The 24,594-nt window shown below is 71.0% G+C and carries 26 protein-coding genes and 2 tRNA genes; 21 read left to right on the forward strand and 7 right to left on the reverse strand.

Translation table 11 applies throughout. The features are described from left to right. A complete protein-coding gene (locus FVS66_RS26845; RefSeq protein WP_149183808.1) occupies positions 1 to 813 on the forward strand; it encodes an aminodeoxychorismate lyase in 813 nt (270 codons plus the stop codon). A 43-nt stretch (positions 814 to 856) separates the two neighbouring features. Continuing rightward, positions 857 to 1,654, forward strand: a complete 798-nt coding sequence (locus tag FVS66_RS26850; RefSeq protein ID WP_149183809.1) for a GNAT family N-acetyltransferase — start codon at positions 857 to 859, stop codon at positions 1,652 to 1,654. Here the strand turns inward: FVS66_RS26850 and FVS66_RS26855 are convergent. Beyond that, on the reverse strand, positions 1,648 to 2,193 hold the full coding sequence (locus FVS66_RS26855) for a DsbA family protein (protein ID WP_149183810.1): 546 nt from the start codon (positions 2,191 to 2,193) through the stop codon (positions 1,648 to 1,650). The genes FVS66_RS26850 and FVS66_RS26855 overlap by 7 nt on opposite strands. A 167-nt stretch (positions 2,194 to 2,360) precedes the next feature. Here FVS66_RS26855 and FVS66_RS26860 point away from each other — a divergent pair, with 167 nt between their 5' ends. Both FVS66_RS26860 and FVS66_RS35240 read left to right on the forward strand, forming a co-directional pair. Beyond that, a complete protein-coding gene (locus FVS66_RS26860) occupies positions 2,361 to 2,792 on the forward strand; it encodes a hypothetical protein (protein WP_262387228.1) in 432 nt (143 codons plus the stop codon). 143 nt (positions 2,793 to 2,935) lie between these two features. Continuing rightward, complete coding sequence (locus tag FVS66_RS35240) at positions 2,936 to 3,103, forward strand: hypothetical protein (protein WP_187645711.1); 168 nt, start codon at positions 2,936 to 2,938, stop codon at positions 3,101 to 3,103. Between the two features lie 35 nt (positions 3,104 to 3,138). Here FVS66_RS35240 and FVS66_RS26865 read toward each other — a convergent pair whose 3' ends face one another. Together FVS66_RS26865 and FVS66_RS26870 are read right to left on the reverse strand one after the other, a co-directional pair. After that, on the reverse strand, positions 3,139 to 3,699 hold the full coding sequence (locus FVS66_RS26865; RefSeq protein ID WP_149183812.1) for a CGNR zinc finger domain-containing protein: 561 nt from the start codon (positions 3,697 to 3,699) through the stop codon (positions 3,139 to 3,141). Positions 3,700 to 3,952: 253 nt separating this feature from the next. Further along, the gene (locus FVS66_RS26870) at positions 3,953 to 4,366 is read right to left on the reverse strand and encodes an SsgA family sporulation/cell division regulator (RefSeq protein WP_149183813.1); all 414 of its coding nucleotides are present in this window, start codon (positions 4,364 to 4,366) and stop codon (positions 3,953 to 3,955) included. Between the two features lie 198 nt (positions 4,367 to 4,564). Here FVS66_RS26870 and FVS66_RS26875 point away from each other — a divergent pair, with 198 nt between their 5' ends. From FVS66_RS26875 to FVS66_RS26885, 3 genes are all read left to right on the forward strand, one after another. After that, positions 4,565 to 5,053 (forward strand): TIGR02611 family protein, encoded by a 489-nt coding sequence (locus FVS66_RS26875; protein ID WP_149183814.1) that lies wholly within the window; start codon positions 4,565 to 4,567, stop codon positions 5,051 to 5,053. A gap of 76 nt (positions 5,054 to 5,129) precedes the next feature. Then, positions 5,130 to 5,204, forward strand: a tRNA-Val gene (locus FVS66_RS26880). A 162-nt stretch (positions 5,205 to 5,366) separates the two neighbouring features. Continuing rightward, positions 5,367 to 5,438, forward strand: a tRNA-Val gene (locus FVS66_RS26885). A 90-nt stretch (positions 5,439 to 5,528) separates the two neighbouring features. On the opposite strand, the gene FVS66_RS26890 is transcribed toward FVS66_RS26885, so the two are convergent. Then, on the reverse strand, positions 5,529 to 6,257 hold the full coding sequence (locus tag FVS66_RS26890; RefSeq protein ID WP_149183815.1) for a 3'-5' exonuclease: 729 nt from the start codon (positions 6,255 to 6,257) through the stop codon (positions 5,529 to 5,531). 152 nt (positions 6,258 to 6,409) lie between these two features. Here FVS66_RS26890 and FVS66_RS26895 point away from each other — a divergent pair, with 152 nt between their 5' ends. The 4 genes from FVS66_RS26895 (at position 6,410) to FVS66_RS26910 (ending at position 10,841) form a co-directional block, all read left to right on the forward strand. After that, on the forward strand, positions 6,410 to 6,970 hold the full coding sequence (locus FVS66_RS26895) for a DUF4365 domain-containing protein (protein WP_149183816.1): 561 nt from the start codon (positions 6,410 to 6,412) through the stop codon (positions 6,968 to 6,970). Beyond that, positions 6,970 to 8,091 (forward strand): hypothetical protein, encoded by a 1,122-nt coding sequence (locus FVS66_RS26900; RefSeq protein WP_262387229.1) that lies wholly within the window; start codon positions 6,970 to 6,972, stop codon positions 8,089 to 8,091. Before FVS66_RS26895 ends, FVS66_RS26900 begins: the two co-directional genes overlap by 1 nt. Before the next feature lie 124 nt (positions 8,092 to 8,215). Next, positions 8,216 to 10,192, forward strand: a complete 1,977-nt coding sequence (thrS, locus tag FVS66_RS26905; RefSeq protein WP_149183817.1) for a threonine--tRNA ligase — start codon at positions 8,216 to 8,218, stop codon at positions 10,190 to 10,192. An 88-nt stretch (positions 10,193 to 10,280) separates the two neighbouring features. Continuing rightward, positions 10,281 to 10,841, forward strand: a complete 561-nt coding sequence (locus FVS66_RS26910) for an HIT domain-containing protein (protein ID WP_149183818.1) — start codon at positions 10,281 to 10,283, stop codon at positions 10,839 to 10,841. Here the strand turns inward: FVS66_RS26910 and FVS66_RS26915 are convergent, their stop codons facing one another. Both FVS66_RS26915 and FVS66_RS26920 read right to left on the reverse strand, forming a co-directional pair. Beyond that, positions 10,842 to 12,464 carry a hypothetical protein gene (locus FVS66_RS26915; protein WP_149183856.1) on the reverse strand — a complete coding sequence of 541 codons (1,623 nt, stop codon included), beginning with the start codon at positions 12,462 to 12,464 and terminating at the stop codon, positions 10,842 to 10,844. 212 nt (positions 12,465 to 12,676) lie between these two features. Beyond that, complete coding sequence (locus FVS66_RS26920; RefSeq protein ID WP_149183819.1) at positions 12,677 to 14,890, reverse strand: elongation factor G-like protein EF-G2; 2,214 nt, start codon at positions 14,888 to 14,890, stop codon at positions 12,677 to 12,679. Positions 14,891 to 15,167: 277 nt separating this feature from the next. Between FVS66_RS26920 and pgsA the strand changes: the two genes are divergently transcribed. The 7 genes from pgsA (at position 15,168) to FVS66_RS26955 (ending at position 21,442) form a co-directional block, all read left to right on the forward strand. Further along, entirely contained in the window at positions 15,168 to 15,842 is a 675-nt protein-coding gene (pgsA, locus tag FVS66_RS26925; RefSeq protein ID WP_149183857.1) for a phosphatidylinositol phosphate synthase, read from the forward strand. Further along, a complete protein-coding gene (locus FVS66_RS26930) occupies positions 15,839 to 16,750 on the forward strand; it encodes a phosphatidylinositol mannoside acyltransferase (RefSeq protein WP_149183820.1) in 912 nt (303 codons plus the stop codon). The genes pgsA and FVS66_RS26930 overlap by 4 nt, the downstream gene beginning before the upstream one ends. Next, entirely contained in the window at positions 16,747 to 17,913 is a 1,167-nt protein-coding gene (locus FVS66_RS26935) for a glycosyltransferase family 4 protein (protein WP_149183821.1), read from the forward strand. Before FVS66_RS26930 ends, FVS66_RS26935 begins: the two co-directional genes overlap by 4 nt. Positions 17,914 to 18,374: 461 nt before the next feature. Then, complete coding sequence (locus tag FVS66_RS26940) at positions 18,375 to 18,917, forward strand: hypothetical protein (RefSeq protein ID WP_149183822.1); 543 nt, start codon at positions 18,375 to 18,377, stop codon at positions 18,915 to 18,917. 186 nt (positions 18,918 to 19,103) lie between these two features. Further along, complete coding sequence (pdxS, locus tag FVS66_RS26945; RefSeq protein ID WP_149183823.1) at positions 19,104 to 20,018, forward strand: pyridoxal 5'-phosphate synthase lyase subunit PdxS; 915 nt, start codon at positions 19,104 to 19,106, stop codon at positions 20,016 to 20,018. 6 nt (positions 20,019 to 20,024) lie between these two features. Beyond that, entirely contained in the window at positions 20,025 to 20,630 is a 606-nt protein-coding gene (gene pdxT / locus FVS66_RS26950) for a pyridoxal 5'-phosphate synthase glutaminase subunit PdxT (RefSeq protein ID WP_187645709.1), read from the forward strand. Between the two features lie 59 nt (positions 20,631 to 20,689). Further along, positions 20,690 to 21,442, forward strand: a complete 753-nt coding sequence (locus FVS66_RS26955) for a YebC/PmpR family DNA-binding transcriptional regulator (protein WP_149183824.1) — start codon at positions 20,690 to 20,692, stop codon at positions 21,440 to 21,442. Between the two features lie 202 nt (positions 21,443 to 21,644). Here the strand turns inward: FVS66_RS26955 and FVS66_RS26960 are convergent, their stop codons facing one another. After that, positions 21,645 to 21,938, reverse strand: coding sequence for a hypothetical protein (locus FVS66_RS26960; RefSeq protein ID WP_149183825.1), 294 nt, complete (start codon positions 21,936 to 21,938; stop codon positions 21,645 to 21,647). A gap of 222 nt (positions 21,939 to 22,160) precedes the next feature. On the opposite strand from FVS66_RS26960, the gene ruvC reads away from it, so the two are divergent. The 3 genes from ruvC to ruvB are packed head-to-tail and all read left to right on the forward strand — an operon-like array spanning position 22,161 to position 24,426. After that, positions 22,161 to 22,694: a crossover junction endodeoxyribonuclease RuvC gene (gene ruvC, locus FVS66_RS26965; protein WP_149183826.1), complete on the forward strand. Its 534-nt coding sequence runs from the start codon at positions 22,161 to 22,163 to the stop codon at positions 22,692 to 22,694. Next, entirely contained in the window at positions 22,691 to 23,302 is a 612-nt protein-coding gene (gene ruvA, locus FVS66_RS26970) for a Holliday junction branch migration protein RuvA (protein WP_149183827.1), read from the forward strand. Before ruvC ends, ruvA begins: the two co-directional genes overlap by 4 nt. A 53-nt stretch (positions 23,303 to 23,355) precedes the next feature. Further along, complete coding sequence (ruvB, locus tag FVS66_RS26975; RefSeq protein ID WP_149183828.1) at positions 23,356 to 24,426, forward strand: Holliday junction branch migration DNA helicase RuvB; 1,071 nt, start codon at positions 23,356 to 23,358, stop codon at positions 24,424 to 24,426. The last annotated feature ends 168 nt before the right edge of the window (positions 24,427 to 24,594 follow it).

A 24,594-nucleotide genomic window follows, 5' to 3' on the forward strand; every position in this document is an offset into this window, starting at 1 on the left:
ATGAAGCTGTGGGTCAACGGCGAACTGCGCGACGCGGACGCCGCGACGATCTCCGTCCTCGACCACGGCCTGACCGTGGGCGACGGCGTCTTCGAGACGCTCAAGGCGGTACGCGGCCGGCTGTTCGCCCTGGACCTCCACCTCGACCGGCTCGTCCGCTCCGCGCGCGGCCTCGGCCTGCCCGACCCGGACCTGGACGAGGTGCGCCGCGCCTGCGCCGCCGTCCTGGAGGCCAACCCGACGGAGCTCGGCCGGCTCCGCGTCACGTACACCGGCGGTCTGTCCCCGCTCGGCTCCGACCGGGGCGACACCGGCCCCAGCCTCGTCGTCGCCCTCGGCGAGATCACCCGCCGCCCCGACACGACAGCCGTGATCACCGTCCCCTGGACCCGCAACGAACGCGGGGCCCTCACCGGCCTCAAGACCACCTCGTACGCCGAGAACGTCGTGGCCCTCGCCAGGGCCCACCAGCGAGGCGCCTCCGAGGCGCTGTTCGCCAACACCGTCGGGCGCCTCTGCGAGGGCACCGGCTCCAATGTCTTCGTCGTCCTCGACGGCCACATCCACACCCCGCCGCTCGCCTCCGGCTGCCTCGCCGGCATCACCCGCCACCTCGCCGTCGAGTGGACCGGCGCGCAGGAGACGGACCTGCCCATGGACGTCCTGGAGCGCGCCGACGAGATCTTCCTGACCTCCACGCTCCGCGACATCCAGGCCGTCCACCGCGTCGACGACCGCGAGCTGTCCGCCGCTCCCGGCCCGGTCACCGCCAAGGCGATGCGCGTCTTCGCGGAACAGGCCGCCCTCTTGTGACCGGGTGATGGCCCGGGGCCCCGTGGTGGGTAGGAAACCGGTGATGACCACCACCCTGCGGCCGACCGGGCCGCTTCAGCAGCACGACGACGGATCCCTGGCGCGCTCCTACGAGGTGTGCGTCAACAGCCGCCCCGTGGGCGGCGTCCAGCTCGGGACGGTACGCGGACAGGGCCGCACCGTGGGCACCATCCGCGCCCTCCATGTGGAGGAGGCGGACCGCGGGCGCGGCCGGGGCACGGTGGCCGCACTCGCCGCCGAGGAGGTGCTGCGGGGCTGGCGCTGCGACCGGATCCGGATCTCCGTACCGGCCGGCGACGACGCCGCCGCGGCCCGGCGTCTGGCCACCGCGCTCGGCTACACGGAACACGGCCACATCCTCGTCAAGGATCTCGACGGGACCGCCCCCGAGCCGCCTCCGCCCGGCCTGGAGATACTGCCCATGACGGAGGCGGAGTCCGGGCGGTTGCGGAGCGCCGACCCGCACGCCACCCGGGCATCCCTCCCCGAGCCCCCGCTCCCCGGCGGCCCCGCGACCGAGGACACCGCCCTCCACGTCGCCGTACGGGACGGTGTGCGGCTCGGCCACCTGCTGACGGGCCGACGCGAGCTGGCGCCGGGGGAGTGGGTGCCGTGCGTGCGGCAGATCGCGGTCACGGAGGCCGAGCGCCACAAGGGCTACCGCCGCGCCCTTCTCCACTTCGCCGAACAGACCGCCCGCTCCTCCGGCGCCCGCCGCCTGGCCCTCCGGGTCGCCCCGGACGCCGCCCCGCCGCGCACCCCGTACAGCGCACTCGGCTACCGCCCGGCACTCATCGACTACGAGAAGCAGCTCTACTGACGGCCGGGCCGCGTCCGCCGGCCCTCCGCGAGCAGGCGGTCCGCGATCTCCTCGATGCGGGCGCGGAGGCCCTCCTGGCTCTTGCCGCCGTCCAGGCGCTCGCCGCCGATCATGTACGTGGGCGTGCCGGTGACGCCCAGGGCCTTGCCCTCGGCCTGGTCGGCGTCGACGATCAGGAGGTGCCGGCCGTCGATCAGGGCGGTGTCGAACTCCTCGTCGTCCAGGCCCAGCTCCCGCGCCACCTCCAGCAGGAACGTCTCGCCCTTGGTGCTCAGATCCTCCACCCGCGCCAGGACCGCCTCCGCGTACGCCCTGCCCTCGCCCTGCGCCAGGGCCTCCTCGGCGGCCTGGGCGGCGGCGTAGGCGTGCTTGTTCTTCTCCAGCGGGAAGTGGCGCAGCCGCACCTCCAGCCGGTCGCCGTAACGCTCCCGCAGCGCGCGCTGGTCCTCCAGCGCGGTCCGGCAGTCCGGGCACTGCAGGTCGCACCAGACGTCGAGGACGACGGGCAGCGCGGTGTGGTCGGTGGTGGAGTCGCTCATGGTCTCAGTCTTCCAGCCCGCCGATCCGCGTCCCAACCGGGACCTGGGGAGGAGGCGGGCCCGGAGATCTCCCGGAGATCTCCGGGCCGTGCCCGCGGGACCGTGGCCACCGCGTACCCGGGCGATGCAGGATGGAAGGGACGCGACGCCCACGGCTGGAGGACCGCATGCTTGCCGAGACCATTTGTTCCGCGGTGTCCGCGGCGGGACTGGGCATCGCGGCGATCACCGCGTACCGCCGCCGCTTCCTCGCCGCGACCCGCATCGCCGCCTACTCGCTGGTACCTCTGGGGCTGGTGATGACCGGCGCCGTCCAGTGGCTGGCCGACACGGCGTTCAGCCCGGTGGCGTGGGCCGGCTTCGGCGTGCTCGGGGCGTCCTGGCTGCTGTTCTCCAGCACCCGGGCGGTCGAGCGGCGCAGGGGCGGCCGCAAGGAGCGCGAGGAGCGCGGGGCGGCGGCCGGAGCGGAGCGGCCGGGCGCCGTGGCGCCGGGCGCCGCGAAGCCCTCCCTGGAGGGCGGGCCCCGCCGTACGAAGAAGGACGCACCCGCCGACGACTTCAGCGAGATCGAGGCCATCCTCAAGAAGCACGGAATCTGACGTCACCGTCCCGAGAGGCGGTGACACGGGGTGGCGCGAAAGGGTGGCGGTGGGCGGCGCCCTGGTGGCGGTCACCGGAGCTATGCGGCGAACTGCCCTTTTTGTGGGGCCTGTTGAGTCAGGGCCGGGCTGTCGGTTACGCCATGATCGGCCCCGAGATGCTCGATACCTCGCGGGAGCAGAACCCCGCCACCACCGAAGAACCGCGCGGCTGCCTGTTCGCGCTCTCCCAGCCACCGCTCATGATCTTCCTGACGGTGATCGGCGTCCTTCTCCTGATGGCGTCGGTGCACGACCTCTTCCTGCTGTGAACCCGCTACGGCGCGGAGTCGGACCGCCCACCGGCTCAGCCGGCCGCCGCCTCCCTGCGGCGCGCCCGGTAGGCCGCCACGTGCAGCCGGTTGCCGCAGGTGCGGCTGTCGCAGTAGCGGCGCGACCGGTTGCGCGACAGGTCGACGAACGCCCGCCCGCAGTCCGGCGCCTCGCACCGCCGCAGCCGCTCCCGCTCGCCCGCCACCAGGATGAACGAGAGTGCCATGCCGCAGTCGGCCGCGAGGTGGTCGGCGACCGAGGCGCCCGGGGCGAAGTAGTGGACGTGCCAGTCGTAGCCGTCGTGGTCGGTGAGCTGCGGTGTGGTGCCGGCGGCCGCCACCAGCTGGTTGATCAGCCCGGCCGCCGTCCGTGCGTCGGGCGCCGCGAACACCTCGGTGAATCCGCTCCGTACGGCCCGCACCGCTCGCAGGTCCTGCGGCCCCAGCTCGCCGACGCCGCTGATCTGGTGTCCCTCCACGAACGCGTACAGCGACGGTACGTCCCCGAGCTCCTCGCTGCGGCCCCCTTCCGGCGCCGTGTTCATCAGGTCGACGACGGTGTCGAGGGCGATCCGGGTGTCGTGGGGGATCAGCACGCTTCCGCTCCCTGGCCTGCCGCGGGCGGGCGCCCGACGGTTCCGCTGACTCTAGCGGCTTGCCCGCGGCGCCCCCGGGTCACCTCCGAACACGGCCGGAACAAGCACGGGGGCGCCGTCACCGCGACGATGCGCGGTGACGGTGCCCCCGTTTACCGTGTTCACCCTCCCGCGGCCCGCGTGCCGCGGCCACAGGAGGGCGTACCGGCGCCGTCGCCCCGAGTCGGACGGCGCCGGAAGGCTCCCTTCCGGCTCAGCTTTCGGCCAGGATGTGCGAGAGCTCCGTATCGAGGTCGAAGTGACGGTGTTCGGTGCCGGGCGGCACCGCCGCGTCGGTCCGCTTCAGGAACGACTCCAGGGCCCGCGCCGGGGCCTCGAGCAGGGCCTCGCCCTCCGGGGAACTCAGCGCGATGCAGACGACGCCCTGGCCGTGGCTGCGGGACGGCCAGACTCTGACGTCGCCGGTGCCCGTGGGCCGGTGCAGCCCTTCGGTGAGAAGATCGCGGGCGAAGACCCACTCGACCGTCTCCTCGGCGCCGGTGTGGAAGGTGGCGTGCACGGCATACGGATCGGCCGTGTCATACCGCAGGCCCGCCGGAACAGGCAGTGATGACTCGCTCGATACAACGAGGCGCAGGTGCAGCTCGCAGCTGACCGTGGTGTTCATAAGCGCCATGGCCTTTCGCTCAGTGTGCGCTCGGGGATTCGCACGTCGGCGAAATCGACATCCCACCTACGGTGCCGTTGTAAACCCCTCTGACCGTTTTGTGATGCTTGGGGTACCTCGTTTGGCGGTGTGTAACCAGGGGTTATAGGTCTATTTCGGTAGCCCACTCGACGCCGTTCGTCGGGTAGGTTGGCCTTTATGAAGGCGGAGAGTGACGAGCGGGGAGAGGTCGCCCGGTCGGCGACCGGCGCGCCCGCTGCGGGGGACACGGCCCCGGGCGTGACCACGGACGTGACCACCGAAGCGGCCATGGGGCGGCCGCTCGGCTCAAGAGCGCCCGGCTTCATCAAGGCCCGCCGGACCCTCCATGTCAGCTGGCAGGTCGGCGTCTTCCTCATCGGCCTCGCTGTCGTCGTGGTCGGCGTGATCATGCTGCCGCTGCCCGGACCCGGCTGGTTCGTGATCTTCGCCGGCATGGCCATCTGGGCCACCGAATTCGTCTGGGCGCAGCTCGTGCTGCGCTGGACCAAGCGCAAGGTCACCGAAGCCGCACAGCGCGCACTCGACCCTCGCGTACGACGCCGCAACATCATCCTCACCACCACCGGGTTGATCATCACCGGCGTGCTGATCGGCATCTACGTGTGGAAGTTCGGCATCGTCATGCCCTGGAAGATCGACAGGTGACCCGACGGGCCCCCACCGGCATCACCGACCCCGGTCAGAGCACCCGCTGACATGCGGTAATGTTTGCGGTGCGCCCGGGCGATTAGCTCAGTGGGAGAGCGCTTCGTTCACACCGAAGAGGTCACTGGTTCGAACCCAGTATCGCCCACCACCCGGACCGAAGGCCCTGGAGATCACCGATCTCCAGGGCCTTCGGCATATCCCTGCGGTCTCGCCGTCACCTGATGACGCGCACCGGACACCGCGGCTCACCGCCCACCTGAAAGCGGTTTGAACGAAACCCGCCAGGACCTGTATGGTTCAGTGCGTTCCCGGGCGATTAGCTCAGCGGGAGAGCGCTTCGTTCACACCGAAGAGGTCACTGGTTCGAACCCAGTATCGCCCACGGAAAAGGCCGGTCTTGCATACGCGGACCGGCCTTGTCGCATTTCCCGGGACCTGTTTCTGTTCCCGGCGCACGCCTCATGCGCACGCCTCACGCCGCCGCCGCCGACTGCTCCGGCCGCAACGGCCACGCCGGATCCACCGCCTCCTCCGACCCGTTCCGCGCGAACCACGCCTGCAACCCCCGCGCCTGCGCCGCATGCCACACCGCCTGCCGCGTATGCAGCTCCGCCACCGACAACTCGTCCAGCCGCGCCGCGAACCGACGCCCCACCGCCCGTACGACCCCCAGCGCCGCCGCCGCGTCCGCCGCCGCGTCATGCGCCCCGTCCAGCGCCACCTCGTAGTGCGCACACAGGTCGGTCAATGTGCGACGGCCCTTCCGGTACCGGTCGAGATGCTTGTCCAGCACCCGCGGATCCAGCACGCACAACGGCGTGTTCTGCAGATACCGCGCCAACGACGACGCCCGGTGCCGTCGCAACTCACGGTCCAGCAATGTCAGATCGAACGGCGCGTTCATCACCACCAACGGCCGCCCCGCCGCACACTGCTCCGCCAGCAGCCGGGCTATCTCCTCCACCACCGGCGCCGGCCACCGCCCGTGCCGCTGCAGATGATCGTCCGTCAGACCGTGCACCTCCGTCGCCGCCGACGGCACCGGAACACCCGGATTCACCAGCCAACGCGTCGTCCGCAACCGACCACCCTCGGCGTCCTGCACCACCACGGCCGCCGAAACGATCCGGTCCCGCTCGACGTCGACTCCCGTCGTCTCCGTGTCGAATGCCGCCAGAGGCCCCTCGAACCAGCTCGCCATAGCCCGAACTCCTCGTACATCACCGGCAGATGGTCCGATCCCCTGCCCGAATCGGTGATACCCGGACCGTTTGTCCCGTACGCCGCCCGGTCACAACAGACATGAGACGCAACCCCACTGACGCAAAGCCAGCCCGGAAGGCCCGAAGAGCCATGGCGCTCGCCGCGCAGCCCGACCCCGGCACCCAGCACGCCCCACCCCTCCGCGGCGCGCTCGCCACCACCGCCTGCATGGAGACCCTCCAGGTCGGCTACCTCCACGCCGTCGTGGCCGCCGCAGGATGCACGCTCTCCCAGCCCTTCCCCGACAACGGCATCGACTGGCACATCAGCCACAGCGCCCCCGGGCACACCGTCGACGACGAAGTCACCATCAAGGTCCAGCTCAAGGCGACCTACCAGATCCCCCCACACCCCCCGGGCCCCGCCTTCTCCTTCACCCTCGACAACGACCACCTGGTGAAGCTCGCCCGCACCCCCGTCGCCGTACACAAGATCCTCGTCGTCATGCTCGTCCCCCGCACCCAGGGCGACTGGCTCCGCGCCGCTCACGACCGGCTCGACCTGCGCCACTGCTGCTACTGGACCAACCTCGCCGGCCACCCCGTCACCGGCAGGCGCCGCACCACCGTCCGCGTACCGACCACACGGATCTTCGACGACCGGGCGCTCTGCGAGATCATGAACCGCGTAGGGGCGGGAGGGACACCCTGATGCCACACCGGCCGACCGACATCGACCCCGTCGTCCTCGGAGCCCTCCTCCGCCGCCACGGCTGGCAGCCCCACGGCAGCGCCACCGGCCAATGCACCCGCTGGACCCCGCCCGGCCCCGGCACCACCCCCACCAGCCTCCTCGTCCCCACCAGCCGCGCCTTCCCCGACTGCGACGACCTCCTCACCGAAGCCCTCGCCGCCCTCACCCGCAGCGCGGCACCCTCCGCCCGCGACATCCTCACCTGCCTCACCCTCCCCAGCGACGAGATCCGCTGGAACCGCGACACCGCCCGGCCCACCGCCCCGGACGCCACCCCCTGGAGCACCCAGGACCGCCTCCGCACCGCGGCCCGCCAGGTCCTCCTCGCCGCCGCACTCGCCGTCCACCGCCACGCCCGCCACCACGGCGCCCGCCACCGCGACCACGCCCGGGCCCTCATCGACGACGTCCTCGTCGGCACCGCACCCGGCGCCCCCCACGGCCTCACCGCCTTCGTCCCCGTCGACCCCGGCCGCCCCGTCACCGAACGCCTTCACCACGGCCTCCACGCCACCCGCGACGCCGTCGACTACCAGCGCGCCACCGGCCGTCCCGACGCCTTCGACACCGCCGTCGCCGCCGGCGCCGGCCGTGAACTCACCGAGGCCCTCATCGCCCTCGTCCACGGCACCGAAGGCGCCACCGTCACCCTCGCCTGGGCCCCCGCCACCGGCGCCCCCACCGGCTGCGCCACCCTCCCCGAACCCGTCGAGTTCACCCCCGGCGACCTCCCCGCCCTCCGCGTGGCCTCCGCCCGCTACCTCCGTGACGAGCCCTCCGTACCCGCCCACGTCACCGGCACCGTCACCCGCCTCCGCCGTTCCGGCCACCACGGCGCCGGAACGATCCGCCTCCGCGTCCTGACCGGCGCCGACGTACCTCATCTGCGTGTCATCCTCGACGAGGACGCCTACCGCACAGCCGCCCACGCCCATCTCGCCGGGATCCCCATCCGCGTCTCCGGGCGTCTGGAGAGCACGGGCGGCTTCCGACGGCTCACCGGCGCGTACGGAGTGGAACCGGTCCAGGTGGACGACGCGGAGCGGGAACGGCTGATGAAGTCCCTCGGTGAGGACTAGCCGACGAGGAGTGCCGAGGCGGACGCAAACCGTTTCGCGAGGGGGTACGGCGGCTCGGTACCATTCCGTACTACATGTGCGCGCCCGTCGCCGGGCGTGCTCCCCCTTCAGTCAGGAGAGACCGGTGTCAGACGTCCGTGTGATCATCCAACGCGATTCCGAGCGGGAAGAGCGCGTGGTGACGACGGGCACTACGGCCGCCGACCTCTTCGCCGGTGAGCGCACCATCGTCGCGGCCCGTGTGGACGGCGAGCTGAAGGACCTCGCGTACGAGATCAAGGACGGCGAGGCCGTCGAGGGCGTCGAGATCTCCTCCGAGGACGGTCTCGGCATCCTGCGCCACTCCACCGCGCACGTCATGGCCCAGGCCGTCCAGGAGCTCTTCCCGGAGGCCAAGCTGGGCATCGGCCCGCCGGTCAAGGACGGCTTCTACTACGACTTCGACGTCGAGAAGCCGTTCACGCCCGAGGACCTCAAGCGCATCGAGAAGAAGATGCAGGAGATCCAGAAGCGCGGCCAGAAGTTCGCCCGCCGCGTGGTGACCGACGAGGCCGCCCGCGACGAGCTCGCGAACGAGCCGTACAAGCTGGAACTCATCGGACTCAAGGGTTCCGCGTCCAGCGACGACGGCGCGGACGTCGAGGTGGGCGCCGGCGAGCTGACCATCTACGACAACCTGGACGCCAAGACCGGCGAGCTGTGCTGGAAGGACCTGTGCAGGGGTCCGCACCTGCCCAGCACCCGCGCGATCCCGGCATTCAAGCTCATGCGCAACGCCGCCGCGTACTGGCGCGGCAGCGAGAAGAATCCGATGCTCCAGCGCATCTACGGCACCGCCTGGCCGTCCAAGGACGAGCTGAAGGCACACCTGGACTTCCTGGCCGAGGCGGAGAAGCGCGACCACCGCAAGCTGGGTTCTGAACTGGACCTCTTCTCCATCCCGGAGGAGATCGGCTCCGGCCTCGCCGTCTTCCACCCGCGCGGCGGCATCATCCGCCGGGTCATGGAGGACTACTCGCGCCGTCGGCACGAGGAAGAGGGCTACGAGTTCGTCTACTCGCCGCACGCCACCAAGGGCAAGCTCTTCGAGAAGTCCGGGCACCTGGACTGGTACGCCGACGGCATGTACCCCCCCATGCAGCTCGACGAGGGCGTGGACTACTACCTCAAGCCCATGAACTGCCCGATGCACAACCTGATCTTCGACGCGCGGGGCCGCTCGTACCGTGAGCTGCCGCTGCGGCTGTTCGAGTTCGGGACCGTGTACCGGTACGAGAAGTCGGGCGTCGTGCACGGCCTGACCCGCGCCCGGGGCTTCACACAGGACGACGCGCACATCTACTGCACCAAGGAGCAGATGGCGGAGGAGCTCGACAAGACGCTCACCTTCGTCCTGAACCTGCTGCGCGACTACGGCCTGACCGACTTCTACCTGGAGCTGTCCACCAAGGACGAGACCAAGTTCGTCGGGTCGGACGAGATCTGGGAGGAGGCCACCGAGACCCTTCGCCAGGTGGCCGAGAAGCAGGGCCTGCCCCTCACCCCGGACCCGGGCGGCGCGGCGTTCTACGGCCCGAAGATCTCCGTCCAGGCGAAGGACGCGATCGGTCGCACCTGGCAGATGTCGACCGTGCAGCTGGACTTCAACCTGCCGGAGCGCTTCGACCTCGAGTACACGGCTGCCGACGGCACCAAGCAGCGCCCGGTCATGATCCACCGCGCGTTGTTCGGTTCGATCGAGCGTTTCTTCGCCGTGCTGCTCGAGCACTACGCGGGTGCCATGCCGCCGTGGCTGGCCCCGGTCCAGGCGGTAGGCATCCCGGTGGGCGACGCTCACGTCCCGTACCTGCAGGACTTCGCCGCCGAGGCGAAGAAGAAGGGCCTGCGGGTCGAGGTGGACGCATCCTCGGACCGGATGCAGAAGAAGATCCGCAACCACCAGAAGCTGAAGGTCCCGTTCATGATCATCGTCGGTGACGACGACATGAGCGCAGGCACGGTCTCCTTCCGCTACCGCGACGGCTCGCAGGAGAACGGCATCCCCAAGGGCGAGGCCATCGCCAAGCTCCTCGATGTGGTGGAGCGCCGCGTTCAGGTGTGACGTGCTCCCTGCGTAGGCGGGCGTAGCCCAGGGGCGGTACCCGGCCGGGTACCGCCCCTCGGCGCATCCGTCGTCGCGCGTAGCCCATATGCTGATCCGCATGACGAATGAGCCGGAGCAGCAGATCGGAGTGGGGACGCCGGACGCGTTCCAGCGCCTGTGGACCCCTCATCGGATGGCCTACATCCAGGGGGAGAACAAGCCCACCGGCTCGGGGGCCGGCGACGGCTGTCCATTCTGCTCGATTCCGGCCAAGTCCGACGAGGACGGCTTGATCGTCGCCCGGGGCGAGACCGTCTACGCGGTGCTGAACCTCTACCCGTACAACGGCGGACACATGATGATCGTGCCGTTCCGGCATGTTGCCGACTACACCGACCTGAGCGAGGCCGAGACCGTCGAGCTCGCCGAGTTCACCAAGCGTGGAATGACCGCGCTGCGGACCGCTTCCGGCGCGCACGGGTTCAACCTGGGCATCAACCAGGGTGACGCCGCCGGTGCCGGTATCGCCGCTCACCTGCATCAGCACATCGTGCCGCGCTGGGGCGGCGACACCAACTTCATGCCGGTCACCGCCCACACCAAGGTGCTGCCGCAGTTGCTGGCCGACACACGGCGGATGCTCGCGGAGGCGTGGCCCGCGGCCTGATCAGGCGTCGTACACGTCGGCCTTCTTCGGGGCCGGGTCGGCGGTGAAGCTGCTGTCGGCGATGGAGCTGGTGTCCACGCCGTGTTCGTCGAGCATCTTGACCGTCGCGGCGTGGACGGCGCGCATCACGGGCGTGGACGCGCGGATGACGTCGTCGGCCATGAAGCGGTCGCGCCAGGGTGCCCCGGCCCAGGCGTGGCGGAGGCCGAAGGGCTCGGGAAGGACGAGTTTGCCGCCGAGGAAGTCGAGGACCGGCGGGAACCAGGTGAGCGGGGCGCGGACGGCCAGTCGGACCACCTCGTTGGTCTCGACGAGGGGGAGTTTGATCTCTCTTGTCTCCCAGAAGCGAACGGTCTTGGAGACTTCCTTGGTCTTGGCGGCGGGCTTGCCCATGAAGAGGGAGTGGACCGGGCCGAGGGCGTGCCCGGAGACCTCGATACGGAGGGTGTGCAGCAGGGTCGTGACGGTGACCAGCATGGTGAGGACGAGCTGGCCGTCCCAGAGGACGAACTGCACGCCGAGGTAGTGGCGGTTGCCCTTGCCGAACTGGTTCTCGTTGCAGATGCGCTGGATCTCGTGCGGCTTCACCTGGTACATGACGGTGTCCTCGCCGTCGGGGCGGGCGACTTCCTTCGCGCCGTCGCCGACGGGGACCACGACCCAGTGCTTGACCGACGGGGTGGGGAAGCCGCTCTTGAGCGAGCCGCGTTCCAGGAGTTTCAGCTGGTCGTGGATGGGGCGTATGACGTCCCAGGTGCGGAAGGCGTGGATCTCCTTGCCGTCGCGGGGTTTGAGCTCTTCGGCCAGGTGCCAGCCGCCCCAGCGGGTGCCCATGCCGAGTATGCCGCGGGGGCCGGCGTAGAAGACGACATTGGAGCGCTGTTCGGCGGTGAGCTTCTCGAGGGACTGGCGGAGTTCCTCGGCGGCGGTCTCGCCGGGGTTCTGGGGGACGGCTTCCGGGATCTTGGCGGCGACGCCGCCGCCGCTGAGGAGGGCCTCCCAGCGGGCGCGGAGGTCCTTGGCGGTGGTTTCGCAGATGTGCTTGGCGAGGAACCAGCCGATGACCGGCGCGATGAGCATGGCGCGTACGTAGAGCGACAGGAAGCCGGTCGTCGGCAGCTTGATCAGTACGAGTACGGCCAGGGCGCCGGCGCCGAGGAGGAGCGCAGTGCCGGTGGCGCCGGCGCGTTTGCCGGCCGCGCCGGCCATGGTGCGGCGCAGCTGGAAGACGAGCAGCCAGATGAGGAGGCCGGGGAGGAAGGCCACGCCGCAGAAGAGGGTGATGAGGGTGAGGCGGAGGTCGCGTTGTCTGCGGATGCGGTTGGCGGCGAGGCAGTGTTCGACGACCGGCTGGGGTTCGGTGCCGAAGGACTGGATGACGGGTTTGCGTCCGCCGCCGAGCATGCGGATGACCACCGCGCGGGAGAAGGCCTCGCCGAGGTTGGGCTCGAAGAGGGAGAACTTGCCCTTCTTGACGGTTGATTCGTACCAGTCGTTGTTGGCTTTGAGGATGTCCTCGACCGGGCTGTCCCGGTACGCGGCGGAGGCCAGCGCGTTCGTGGCCGCCGTCTGTCCGTCCGAGCCCTGGAGCGGGACCTGTGCCCCGGGGCCGAAACTGTCCATTGTCACTGCCGCCCCCATCGACGCGTGTGCCGCAACCCCTTGTTCCCCGCACTGCGGCCTTTCCCAACTCGGCGGCCTCGCACACTTGCTGAGCTGGGCACTACAGCCTATCGGGGAGTGGGGGTGTACGTCAGGGAGACGGGGAACGGGCGAAGGCCGCCCGCCGGAGGGGGTGGCGGGCGGCCGTGCTCCCTGGTGAGGGGTGCTCGGGGTCAGCGGGTGGAGCGTTCGTGGTTCTGTTCGCGGATCTTCTCGGCGACGTGGGTCGGCATGGCCTCGTGGCGCGCGTAGGCGCGGTTGAAGCGGCCGGTGCCGTGGGAGAGGGAGCGGAGGTCGACGGCGTACCGGCCGATCTCGAGCTCGGGGACGTCGGCGCGGACGAGGGTCTGTCCGGGGGCGGCCTGTTCGGTGCCGACGACGCGGCCGCGGCGGCCGGACAGGTCGCTCATGACGGGCCCGACGTACTCGTCGGGGACGAGGACCTGGACTTCGGAGACGGGTTCCAGGAGGTTGATGGAGGTGTCGGCGGCGGCTTCGCGCAGAGCCAGGGCGCCGGCGGTCTGGAAGGCGGCGTCGGAGGAGTCCACGGAGTGGGACTTGCCGTCGACGAGGGTGACGCGGATGTCGACGAGGGGGTACCCGGCGGCGACGCCGCGGGCGGCCTGGGAGCGGACGCCCTTCTCGACGGACGGGATGAACTGGCGGGGTACCGCTCCGCCGACGACCTTGTCGACGAACTCGATGCCGGAGCCGGGCGGCAGGGGTTCCACCTGGATGTCGCAGATGGCGTACTGGCCGTGGCCGCCGGACTGTTTGACGTGGCGTCCGCGGGCCGCGGCGCGGTCGCCGAAGGTCTCGCGGAGGGCGACCTTGTGGGGGACGGCGTCGACCTGGACTCCGTAGCGGTTGCGGAGCCGCTCGAGGGCGACGTCCATGTGGGCCTCGCCGAGGCACCAGAGGACGACCTGGTGGGTGTCCTGGTTCTGTTCCAGGCGCATGGTGGGGTCCTCGGCGGCGAGCCGGGCCAGGCCCTGGGAGAGCTTGTCCTCGTCGGCCTTGCTGCGGGCCTGGATGGCGAGGGGTAGGAGCGGGTCGGGCATGGTCCAGGGCTCCATGAGGAGCGGGTCGTCCTTGGCGGAGAGAGTGTCGCCGGTCTCGGCGCGGGACAGTTTGGCGACGCAGGCGAGGTCGCCTGCGATGCAGCGGTTCATCTGGCGCTGCTGTTTGCCGAAGGGGGCGAAGAGCGCGCCGATGCGCTCGTCGACATCGTGGTCCTCGTGGCCACGGTCGGCGAGGCCGTGTCCGGAGACATGGACGGTCTCGTCGGGGCGGAGGGTGCCGGAGAAGACGCGTACGAGGGAGATCCGGCCGACGTACGGGTCGGAGGTGGTCTTGACGATCTCGGCGGCGAGGGGGCCGTCGGGGTCGCAGCCGAGCGCGGGGCGGGACGTGCCCTGCGGGGTGGTGACGTCCGGTGCGGGGCGTTCCAGGGGGGTGGGGAAGCCTCGGGTGATGAGGTCGAGGAGTTCGACGGTGCCGAGGCCCTGTTTTCCGCCGGGGGCGGCCGGGGCGGCGGCGAGTACGGGGTGGAAGGTGCCGCGGGCGACCGCCTTCTCGAGGTCGTCGATGAGGGTCTTGAGGTCGATGTCCTCGCCGCCGAGGTAGCGGTCCATGAGGGACTCGTCCTCGCTCTCGGCGATGATGCCTTCGATAAGGCGGTTCCGGGCGTCCTCGATGAGGGGGAGTTGGGTGTCGTCCGGGGGGTTTTCCTTCCGTTCACCGGAGGAGTAGTCGAAGATCTTGCGGGTGAGGAGGCCGGTGAGGCCGGTGGCCGGGGCGTGTCCGTCGGGGGCTTCGGGGCCGAGGACGGGCAGGTGGAGGGGGAGGACCGCGTCGGGGTCGTCGCCGCCGAAGATCTCGCCGCAGATGCGGGTGAGCTGGTCGAAGTCGGTGCGGGCCGTGTCGAGATGGGTGACGACGATGGCCCGGGGCATGCCGACCGCCGCGCACTCATCCCATACGAGGCGGGTGGAGCCGGCGACGGCGTCGGCCTCCTGGGCCGCGGAGACGACGAAGAGGGCGGCGTCCGCGGCGCGCAGGCCGGCGCGGAGTTCGCCGACGAAGTCGGCGTATCCGGGGGCGTCCAGGAGGTTGATCTTGCAGCCGCCCCATTCGACGGGGACGAGGGAGAGCTGTACCGACCGCTGCTGGCGGTGTTCGATCTCGTCGTAGTCGGAGAGTGAGGAGCCGTCCTCGACGCGGCCGGCCCGGTTGACGGCGCCCGCGGTGAGGGCGAGGGCCTCGACGAGGGTGGTCTTGCCGGAGCCGCTGTGGCCGACCAGCACCACGTTCCTGATGGATGAGGGCTGGTCGGCCGTTACTGCCCTGCCGGCGGCCCCGGGGTGGGTGTTCGCCTTGTCGCCCATGGTTCTTCCTCCCGATCGCTGTTGGACGGTGAGGTGGGGGGCGCGGGCGCGGGGGAGCGGGTGGGCATGGCCCCAGCCCGGCGGGGCTGCTCCGGTGGTGCCCGCGGTCGTTCTTCGAGCTTTCCACTCCGTTGGGGCTGCGTCCATACGTCGGACATCGGCCGACGTCGGAGGGGTGGTGCGGGTGCCCGCGGGGATGGCGGGGCGGTCCGTGACTACGATGGGCCCGCCGGTGGCCGAAGTGGCCGCGCGGCACCACCTACCCCTCGGGAAGGCCATGCTGAACAAGTACGCGCGTGCTTTCTTCACGCGTGTTCTCACGCCGTTCGCCGCGTTTCTGCTCCGCCGCGGGGTGAGCCCGGACGCGGTCACGCTCGTCGGCACGGCGGGTGTCGTGGCGGGAGCGCTGGTCTTCTTCCCGCGCGGGGAGTTCTTCTGGGGCACGATCGTCATCACGCTGTTCGTGTTCTCCGACCTCGTCGACGGCAACATGGCACGTCAGGCCGGGGTCTCCAGCCGGTGGGGCGCGTTCCTCGACTCGACGCTGGACCGGGTGGCGGACGGGGCGATCTTCGGCGGTTTCGCGCTCTGGTACGCGGGCGGGGGTGACGACAACGTGCTGTGTGCCGTGTCGATCTTCTGCCTGGCGAGTGGCCAGGTCGTGTCGTACACGAAGGCGCGCGGGGAGTCGATCGGGCTGCCGGTCGCGGTGAACGGGCTGGTGGAGCGGGCCGAGCGGCTGGTGATCTCGCTGGTCGCGGCGGGGCTGGCCGGGCTGCACGGGTTCGGCGTGCCGGGCATCCAGATCCTGCTGCCGATCGCCCTGTGGATCGTGGCGGCGGGCAGTGCGTTGACGCTGGGGCAGCGGGTGGTGACGGTGCGCCGTGAGGCCGCGGAGGCGGACGCGGAGGCCGGCGGCGGTTCTCCGAGGGGGAGTGAGGCCACGTCATGAGCGGGGCGAGGGACCGGCTGACCGACGCGCTGTACGGGCTTGGCTGGGGGACGGTGAAGAAGCTCCCGGAGCCGGTCGCGGCCGGACTGGGGCGGCGGATCGCCGACACGGCGTGGAAGCGGCGGGGCAAGGGCGTGCTGCGGCTGGAGGCCAACCTGGCGCGGGTGGTGCCCGACGCCACGCCGGCGCGGCTGGCGGAGTTGTCGAAGGCCGGTATGCGCTCGTACATGCGCTACTGGATGGAGTCGTTCCGGCTGCCGACGTGGAGCGCCGAGCGGGTCGAGCGGGCCGTCGACATCAAGGACGTGCACTACCTGAAGGACGGGCTGGAGGCCGGCAACGGTGTGATTCTGGCGCTGCCGCACCTCGCGAACTGGGACCTGGCCGGGGTGTGGGTGACGCGTACGCTCGGTGTGCCGTTCACGACGGTCGCGGAGCGGCTGAAGCCGGAGACGCTGTACGACCGGTTCGTGGCGTACCGGGAGTCGCTGGGCATGGAGGTGCTGCCGCACACCGGCGGGGCGGCCTTCGGGAGGCTGGCGCGGCGGCTGCGGGAGGGCGGCCTGGTCTGCCTGGTCGCGGACCGTGACCTGTCGGAGTCCGGGGTCGAGGTGGACTTCTTCGGCGAGACGGCTCGGATGCCCGCCGGGCCCGCGCTGCTGGCCCAGCAGACCGGGGCGCTGCTGCTGCCGGTGACGCTGTGGTACGAGGACGCCCCGGTGACTAGAGGGCGGGTGTATCCGCCGGTCGACGTACCGGAGTCAGGTACGCGGGCCGCGAAGACGTCAGTGATGACACAGGCGCTGGCCGATGCCTACGCCGAAGGGATCGCCGACCATCCGGAGGACTGGCACATGCTCCAGCGGCTGTGGCTCGCCGACCTGGATCCCGCGAAGGGGCCGATGTGAGGATCGGCATCGTCTGCCCGTACTCCTGGGACGTGCCGGGCGGCGTTCAGTTCCATATCCGTGACCTGGCGGAGCATCTGACCGGCCTCGGGCACGAGGTGTCGGTGCTGGCCCCGGCCGACGACGGGACGCCGCTGCCGCCGTACGTCGTGTCGGCGGGGCGAGCCGTGCCTGTGCCGTACAACGGGTCGGTGGCCCGGCTGAACTTCGGGTTCCTGTCGGCGGCGCGGGTGCGGCGGTGGCTCCACGACGGCACGTTCGACGTGATCCACATCCATGAGCCGGCTTCGCCGTCGCTGGGGCTGCTGGCCTGCTGGGCGGCGCAGGGGCCGATCGTCGCCACGTTCCACACGTCGAACCCCCGGTCGCGGGCGATGATCGCGGCGTATCCGATCCTGCAGCCCGCGCTGGAGAAGATCAGCGCACGGATCGCGGTGAGCGAGTACGCGCGGCGGACCCTGGTGGAGCACCTGGGCGGTGACGCGGTGGTCATCCCGAACGGCGTCGACGTGGACTTCTTCGCGCGGGCCGAGCCGAAGGCGTCGTGGCAGGGGGAGACGCTCGGCTTCATCGGGCGGATCGACGAGCCGCGCAAGGGGCTGCCCGTGCTGATGAAGGCCCTCCCGAAGATCCTGGAGGCCCGCCCGGGGGCCCGGCTGCTGGTCGCCGGACGCGGTGACGAGGAGGAGGCCGTCGCGTCGCTGCCCGCGGAGATGCGGCAGCGCGTGGAGTTCCTCGGCATGGTCAGCGACGAGGACAAGGCGCGGCTGCTGCGCAGCGTGGACGTGTACGTGGCGCCCAACACGGGCGGCGAGAGCTTCGGGATCATCCTGGTCGAGGCGCTGTCGGCGGGCGCGCCGGTGCTGGCCAGCGACCTGGACGCGTTCGCGCAGGTCCTGGACCAGGGTGCGGCGGGCGAGTTGTTCGCCAACGAGGACGCCGACGCCCTCGCGGACGCGGCGATCCGCCTCCTCGGCGACGAGACCCGCCGCGCGGAGCTGCGGGAGCGGGGCTGCGCCCATGTGCGGCGCTTCGACTGGTCGACGGTCGGCGCGGACATCCTGGCGGTGTACGAGACGGTCACGGACGGCGCGGCATCGGTCGCGGCGGACGAGCGCACGACGGGCCTTCGGGCGCGGTGGGGGCTGGCGTCGCGGGACTGAGGGGCGCCTGGCGCGGCCGGGGGTGCGCGCCTGGACGGGAAGTCGTGCCGATGCCGCGCTGGGGCATGGCACAGGGCCGGGTCGCCGTGCCGTGCCCTCGTCCGGCGCAGGGCGGGGTCGCCGTGCCGTGCCCTCGTCCGGCGCAGGGCGGGGTCGCCGTGCCGTGCCCTCGTCCGGTGCAGGGCGGGGTCGCCGTGCCGTGCCCTCGTCCGGTGCAGGGCGGGGTCGCCGTGCCGTGCCCTCGCCCGGCACAGGGCGGGGTCGCCGTGCCGTGCCCTCGTCCGGCACAGGGCGGGGTCGCCGTGCCGTGCCCTCGCCCGGCACAGGGCCGGGTCGCCGTGCCGGTGCCGCTTCCCGGGAGCCTGCCGAGTCCTCGCCCCACTGTGGCGGCCTCCCTTCTTCGCGGGTGAGCGGGCGGCGCTGAATCGGCGCGCAGCGGCGCCCGGGTAGCCTTTGCGCCCGTGACCGTAACCCTGATCTGGATCGCCGTAGCCCTGCTCGCGATCGGCCTTTACCTGAGCTGGACCGCGGGGCGGCTCGACCGGCTGCACGCCCGTATCGACGCCGCCCGCGCCGCGCTCGACGCGCAGCTGCTGCGCCGTGCGTCGGTCGCCCAGGAGCTGGCCACGTCCGGGGTGCTGGACCCGGCGGCGTCGATCGTCCTCTACGAGGCCGCGCACGCCGCCCGGCAGGCGGAGGAGGAGCAACGGGAGGTCGCTGAGAGCGAGCTGAGCCAGGCGTTGCGCGCGGTGTTCGGGGAGCCGGAGCAGATGGAGGCCGTACGGGAGGCGCCCGGCGGCGAGGAGGCGGCGGGTGAGCTGGCCGCCGCGGTGCGCCGGGTGCCCATGGCGCGGCGGTTCCACAACGACGCCGTACGGGCGGCGCGGGCGCTGCGGCGGCACCGCAAGGTGCGGTGGTTCCGGCTGGCGGGGCACGCGCCGTTCCCGATGGCGTTCGAGATGGACGACGAGCCGCCGGTCGCGCTGGCGGACCGGCCCGCCTAGCGCCCGCGCTCCAGGGCACGGCGGGGCAGCACATCTCCGCTGCTCAGCGGTGCCGTTTCACCGTACGTTCTCCCAAAATGAGCCACTGCCTCACCATTGGCCCTTGCTGTGGCCTGGCTCGGCCATGTTTGCTCGCTGTGTTGTCGTGGGTCCCGTACCCGTCCCGTACTTCCGAGTGAGGTCTCCGTGTCCACCACGCCCACCACCACCCCGCAGTCCCCCGAGACCGGCACCGCGCGCGTGAAGCGCGGCATGGCCGAGCAGCTCAAGGGCGGCGTGATCATGGACGTTGTCACGCCGGAGCAGGCGAAGATCGCCGAGGACGCCGGTGCCGTCGCCGTCATGGCCCTGGAGCGCGTGCCCGCCGACATCCGCAAGGACGGTGGCGTGGCCCGGATGTCCGACCCGGACATGATCGAGGGCATCATCGACGCCGTCTCGATCCCGGTCATGGCCAAGTCCCGCATCGGCCACTTCGTCGAGGCGCAGGTCCTGCAGTCCCTCGGTGTCGACTACATCGACGAGTCCGAGGTCCTGACCCCGGCCGACGAGGTCAACCACTCCGACAAGTGGGCGTTCACCACCCCCTTCGTGTGCGGTGCCACCAACCTGGGCGAGGCGCTGCGCCGTATCGCCGAGGGCGCGGCCATGATCCGCTCGAAGGGCGAGGCCGGTACCGGCAATGTCGTCGAGGCCGTCCGTCACCTGCGCCAGATCAAGAACGAGATCGCCAAGCTGCGCGGCTTCGACAACAACGAGCTGTTCGCCGCCGCCAAGGAGCTCCGCGCCCCGTACGAGCTGGTCAAGGAGGTCGCCGAGCTCGGCAAGCTGCCGGTCGTGCTGTTCTCCGCCGGCGGTGTCGCCACCCCGGCCGACGCCGCGCTGATGCGCCAGCTGGGCGCCGAGGGCGTCTTCGTCGGTTCCGGCATCTTCAAGTCCGGCGACCCGGCCAAGCGTGCCGCCGCCATCGTGAAGGCCACGACCTTCTACGACGACCCGAAGATCATCGCCGACGCCTCCCGCAACCTGGGCGAGGCCATGGTCGGCATCAACTGCGACACCCTCCCCGAGGCCGAGCGCTACGCGAACCGGGGCTGGTAGACCCCGATGAGCTCGTTGCGCACCACCCCCGTGATCGGCGTCCTGGCCCTCCAGGGCGACGTACGGGAGCACCTGGTCGCCCTGGCCGCGGCGGACGCCGTGGCCAGGCCGGTCCGGCGCCCCGAGGAACTCGCCGACATCGACGGCCTCGTCATCCCGGGCGGCGAGTCCACCACCATCTCCAAGCTGGCGAACCTGTTCGGCATGACGGAGCCGCTGCGTGAGCGCATCGCGGGAGGCATGCCCGTCTACGGCACCTGCGCCGGCCTGATCATGCTCGCCGAGAAGATCCTCGACCCGCGCTCGGGCCAGGAGACGCTCGGCGGTATCGACATGATCGTCCGCCGCAACGCCTTCGGTCGGCAGAACGAGTCCTTCGAGGCGTCCGTCGACGTCACCGGCATCGACGGCGGCCCCGTGGAGGGCGTCTTCATCCGCGCCCCCTGGGTCGAGTCCGTCGGTGCGGCCGCCGAGGTCGTCGCCGAATACGACGGCCACATCGTCGCCGTACGCCAGGGCAACGCGCTGGCGACGTCCTTCCACCCCGAGCTGACCGGTGACCACCGGGTGCACGCCCTGTTCGTCGACATGGTGCGCACGGTGCTCGGATGAGATCCCGGTAGGATCTCTGGGGTTCGTTCTGTATTCGGTTACGCGAAGGAGACAGGCAGATGTCCGGCCACTCTAAATGGGCTACGACGAAGCACAAGAAGGCCGTGATCGATGCCAAGCGCGGCAAGCTCTTCGCGAAGCTGATCAAGAACATCGAGGTCGCGGCCCGCACCGGCGGGGCCGACCCGGACGGTAACCCCACGCTCTTCGACGCCATCCAGAAGGCGAAGAAGAGCTCCGTCCCGAACAAGAACATCGACTCGGCGGTCAAGCGCGGCGCCGGCCTCGAGGCCGGCGGCGCCGACTACGAGACGATCATGTACGAGGGTTACGGCCCCAACGGTGTCGCGGTGCTCATCGAGTGCCTCACCGACAACCGTAACCGCGCCGCCTCGGACGTCCGCGTGGCGATGACGCGCAACGGCGGCTCGATGGCCGACCCGGGCTCGGTGTCGTACCTGTTCAACCGCAAGGGCGTCGTGATCGTCCCCAAGGCCGGGCTCACCGAGGACGACGTGCTCGGTGCCGTCCTCGACGCGGGTGCCGAGGAGGTCAACGACCTCGGTGAGAACTTCGAGGTCATCAGCGAGGCCACCGATCTGGTCGCGGTCCGCTCCGCCCTCCAGGAGGCCGGGATCGACTACGACTCGGCCGAGGCCGACTTCGTCCCGACCATGCAGGTCGAGCTGGACGAGGAGGGCGCCCGCAAGATCTTCAAGCTGATCGACGCGCTGGAGGACAGCGACGACGTGCAGAACGTCTTCGCCAACTTCGACGTCTCGGACGACGTGATGGAGAAGGTCGACGCCTGACGAAGGCAACGCACCTGGGACAGAACCGGCCGGACCGACGGATACCCCGTCGGTCCGGCCGGTTCTGTCGGCACGTTGGGCGCGGCCGGCTGCTCCGCGGGCCGGGATTCCTGGCGCAGACGGACAGCGGCCCGCCGGAACACCGGCGGGCCGCTCTTCGGAATCCTGCTGTGTCAGGAATCAGCGGGATGCGGGATCACGTTCAGTCAACCCGCTTGAAGCTGCCCGTGTTCTTGACGCTGCCCTTCGCGCCGCCCTTGGCGGTGACCTTCTTCATCCTGCTGGTCTTGCCGTCCTGCCACCAGATGTTGATCGAGGACTCGAAGGAGCAGGTGTTGCGGTAGTACACCGTGGTGGTGGTCCAGCCCTCGGCCCAGGACCAGCTGAAGCAACCGGTCTTCCCGCGGTGGACGTCCGACGAGGCTGCCTGTGCGGGCGAGCTGAGGCCCGCCATGGCAAGAGCGAGCGTGGCGCCCGTGACGCCGATCTTGGACATGCGACGCATGTGTCCCCCTACTGAGTTGTTCGTTCGAGATGAATGAGTCATCGAACATTCGCACGTAGGTCAAACGTGCGAATATGTCCGATCGTGGTGGTTGGTGATCATGGAGGCAAGGCAGCAGCGCAGCCCTGGGCCGCTGCGGCCGGGCCGTGTGGTCGGTCGTGCTGTCAGTCGCAGCCGGTAGCCTTCAGGCGGTTGTCGAAGGAAGGAGGGGCTGTGCGCGTCTTGGGTGTTGACCCCGGGCTGACGCGGTGCGGCGTAGGGGTCGTCGACGGCGTGGCCGGGCAGTCTCTGACCATGCTCGGCGTCGGAGTCGTACGCACCCCGGCGGACGAACAGATCGGCGCGCGGCTCGTCCTCGTCGAACAGGGAATCGAGACCTGGCTCGACGAATACCGCCCGGAACTGGTCGCGGTGGAGCGGGTCTTCAGCCAGCACAACATGCGTACGGTGATGGGTACCGCCCAGGCCAGCGCGGTCGCCATGCTCTGCGCGTCCCGGCGCGGCATCCCCGTCGCCCTGCACACCCCCAGCGAGGTCAAGGCCGCCGTCACCGGCAGCGGCCGCGCCGACAAGGCCCAGGTCGGCGCGATGGTCACGCGGCTGCTGCGGCTCTCCGCCCCGCCCAAGCCGGCCGACGCGGCGGACGCGCTCGCCCTCGCCATCTGCCACATCTGGCGGGCGCCCGCACAGAACCGCCTCCAGCAGGCGGTCGCCGCACAGCACGCGACGAAAGGCCGAACCGCATGATCGCCTTTGTGACCGGCCCGGTCGCCGCCCTCGCCCCGACCACCGCGGTGATCGAGGTCGGCGGTGTCGGCATGGCCGTCCAGTGCACACCCGACACGCTCTCCGGGCTGAGGATCGGTCAGGAGGCCCGCCTGCACACATCGTTGGTGGTGCGGGAGGACTCCCTCACGCTGTACGGCTTCGCCGACGACGACGAACGGCAGGTCTTCGAGCTCCTCCAGACCGCCAGCGGCGTCGGCCCCCGCCTCGCCCAGGCCATGCTCGCCGTGCACAGCCCGGACGCCCTGCGCGTCGCCGTCGCGTCCGGCGACGAGAAGGCCCTCACGGCCGTGCCCGGCATCGGCAAGAAGGGTGCCCAGAAACTCCTCCTCGAACTCAAGGACCGGCTCGGCGAACCGCTCGGCACGGGCCGTCCGGCCATCGGCACGACCGTCACACCCGGCTGGCGCGACCACCTCCACGCCGCGCTCGTCGGCCTCGGGTACGCCACCCGCGAGGCCGAAGAGGCGGTCGCCGCCGTCACCCCGCAGGCCGAGGCCGCCGAAGGCGTGCCGCAGGTCGGCCAGTTGCTGAAGGCCGCCCTGCAGACCCTCAACCGGGCCCGCTGAACCGCCCGGCCGACAGACGCACGCCCCCGGCACGCCCCGCGAGGAGAACTTCAGTGAACTGGGACGACACAAGCGACGAGACCGCCGCCGAGCGGCTGGTGGGCCCTGTCGCCGACGGCGAGGACCAGGCCGTGGAGGCCGCGCTGCGCCCGAAGGACCTGGACGAGTTCATCGGCCAGGAGAAGGTCCGCGAGCAGCTCGACCTAGTCCTCAAAGCCGCCCTCGCCCGCGGCGCCACCGCCGACCACGTACTGCTCTCCGGCGCGCCCGGCCTCGGCAAGACCACCCTCTCCATGATCATCGCCGCGGAGATGGGCGCCCCCATCCGGATCACCTCCGGCCCCGCCATCCAGCACGCCGGCGACCTCGCGGCGATCCTCTCCTCCCTCCAGGAGGGCGAGGTCCTCTTCCTGGACGAGATCCACCGCATGTCCCGGCCCGCCGAGGAGATGCTGTACATGGCGATGGAGGACTTCCGCGTCGACGTCATCGTCGGCAAGGGCCCCGGCGCCACCGCCATCCCGCTCGAACTGCCGCCGTTCACCCTGGTCGGCGCCACCACCCGGGCCGGACTGCTGCCGCCGCCGCTGCGCGACCGCTTCGGCTTCACCGCCCACATGGAGTTCTACGCGCCGCCCGAGCTGGAGCGCGTCGTCCACCGCTCCGCCCGCCTCCTCGACGTCGACATCGACGCCGAGGGCGCCGCCGAGATCGCCGGCCGCTCCCGCGGCACACCCCGGATCGCCAACCGGCTGCTCCGCCGCGTCCGTGACTACGCCCAGGTCAGGGCCGACGGGGTGATCACCCGCGAGATCGCCGCGACCGCGCTCGGTGTGTACGAGGTCGACGGCCGAGGCCTGGACCGACTGGACCGGGCCGTGCTGGAGGCGCTGCTGAAGCTGTTCGGCGGCGGCCCGGTCGGCCTGTCGACCCTCGCCGTGGCGGTGGGGGAGGAGCGCGAGACCGTCGAGGAGGTCGCCGAGCCCTTCCTCGTACGGGAGGGGCTGCTGGCCCGCACTCCGCGTGGCCGGGTCGCGACCCCCGCCGCGTGGACCCACCTCGGGCTCGTACCGCCGCAGGCCACGGCCCCCGGCGGGGGACAACGGGGACTGTTCGGTGTGTGACCCGAGCGTGATCCGTATGTGACGGCGCGGACGCTCGCCTGCTCGGGAACCGCGGTGCGATGCTGGGCGTTGTTCCATCGATGCGGACTCGCCTAGACTCCGCCGATGCCGCCCTTTCGGGTCGGCGTGCCCACCCCCGTAGATCAGGCCGCTCACCAGCGCGGTCGT

Origin of the sequence: Streptomyces sp. TRM49041, from assembly GCF_008271805.1 — a bacterium.
Taxonomy (GTDB): domain Bacteria; phylum Actinomycetota; class Actinomycetes; order Streptomycetales; family Streptomycetaceae; genus Streptomyces.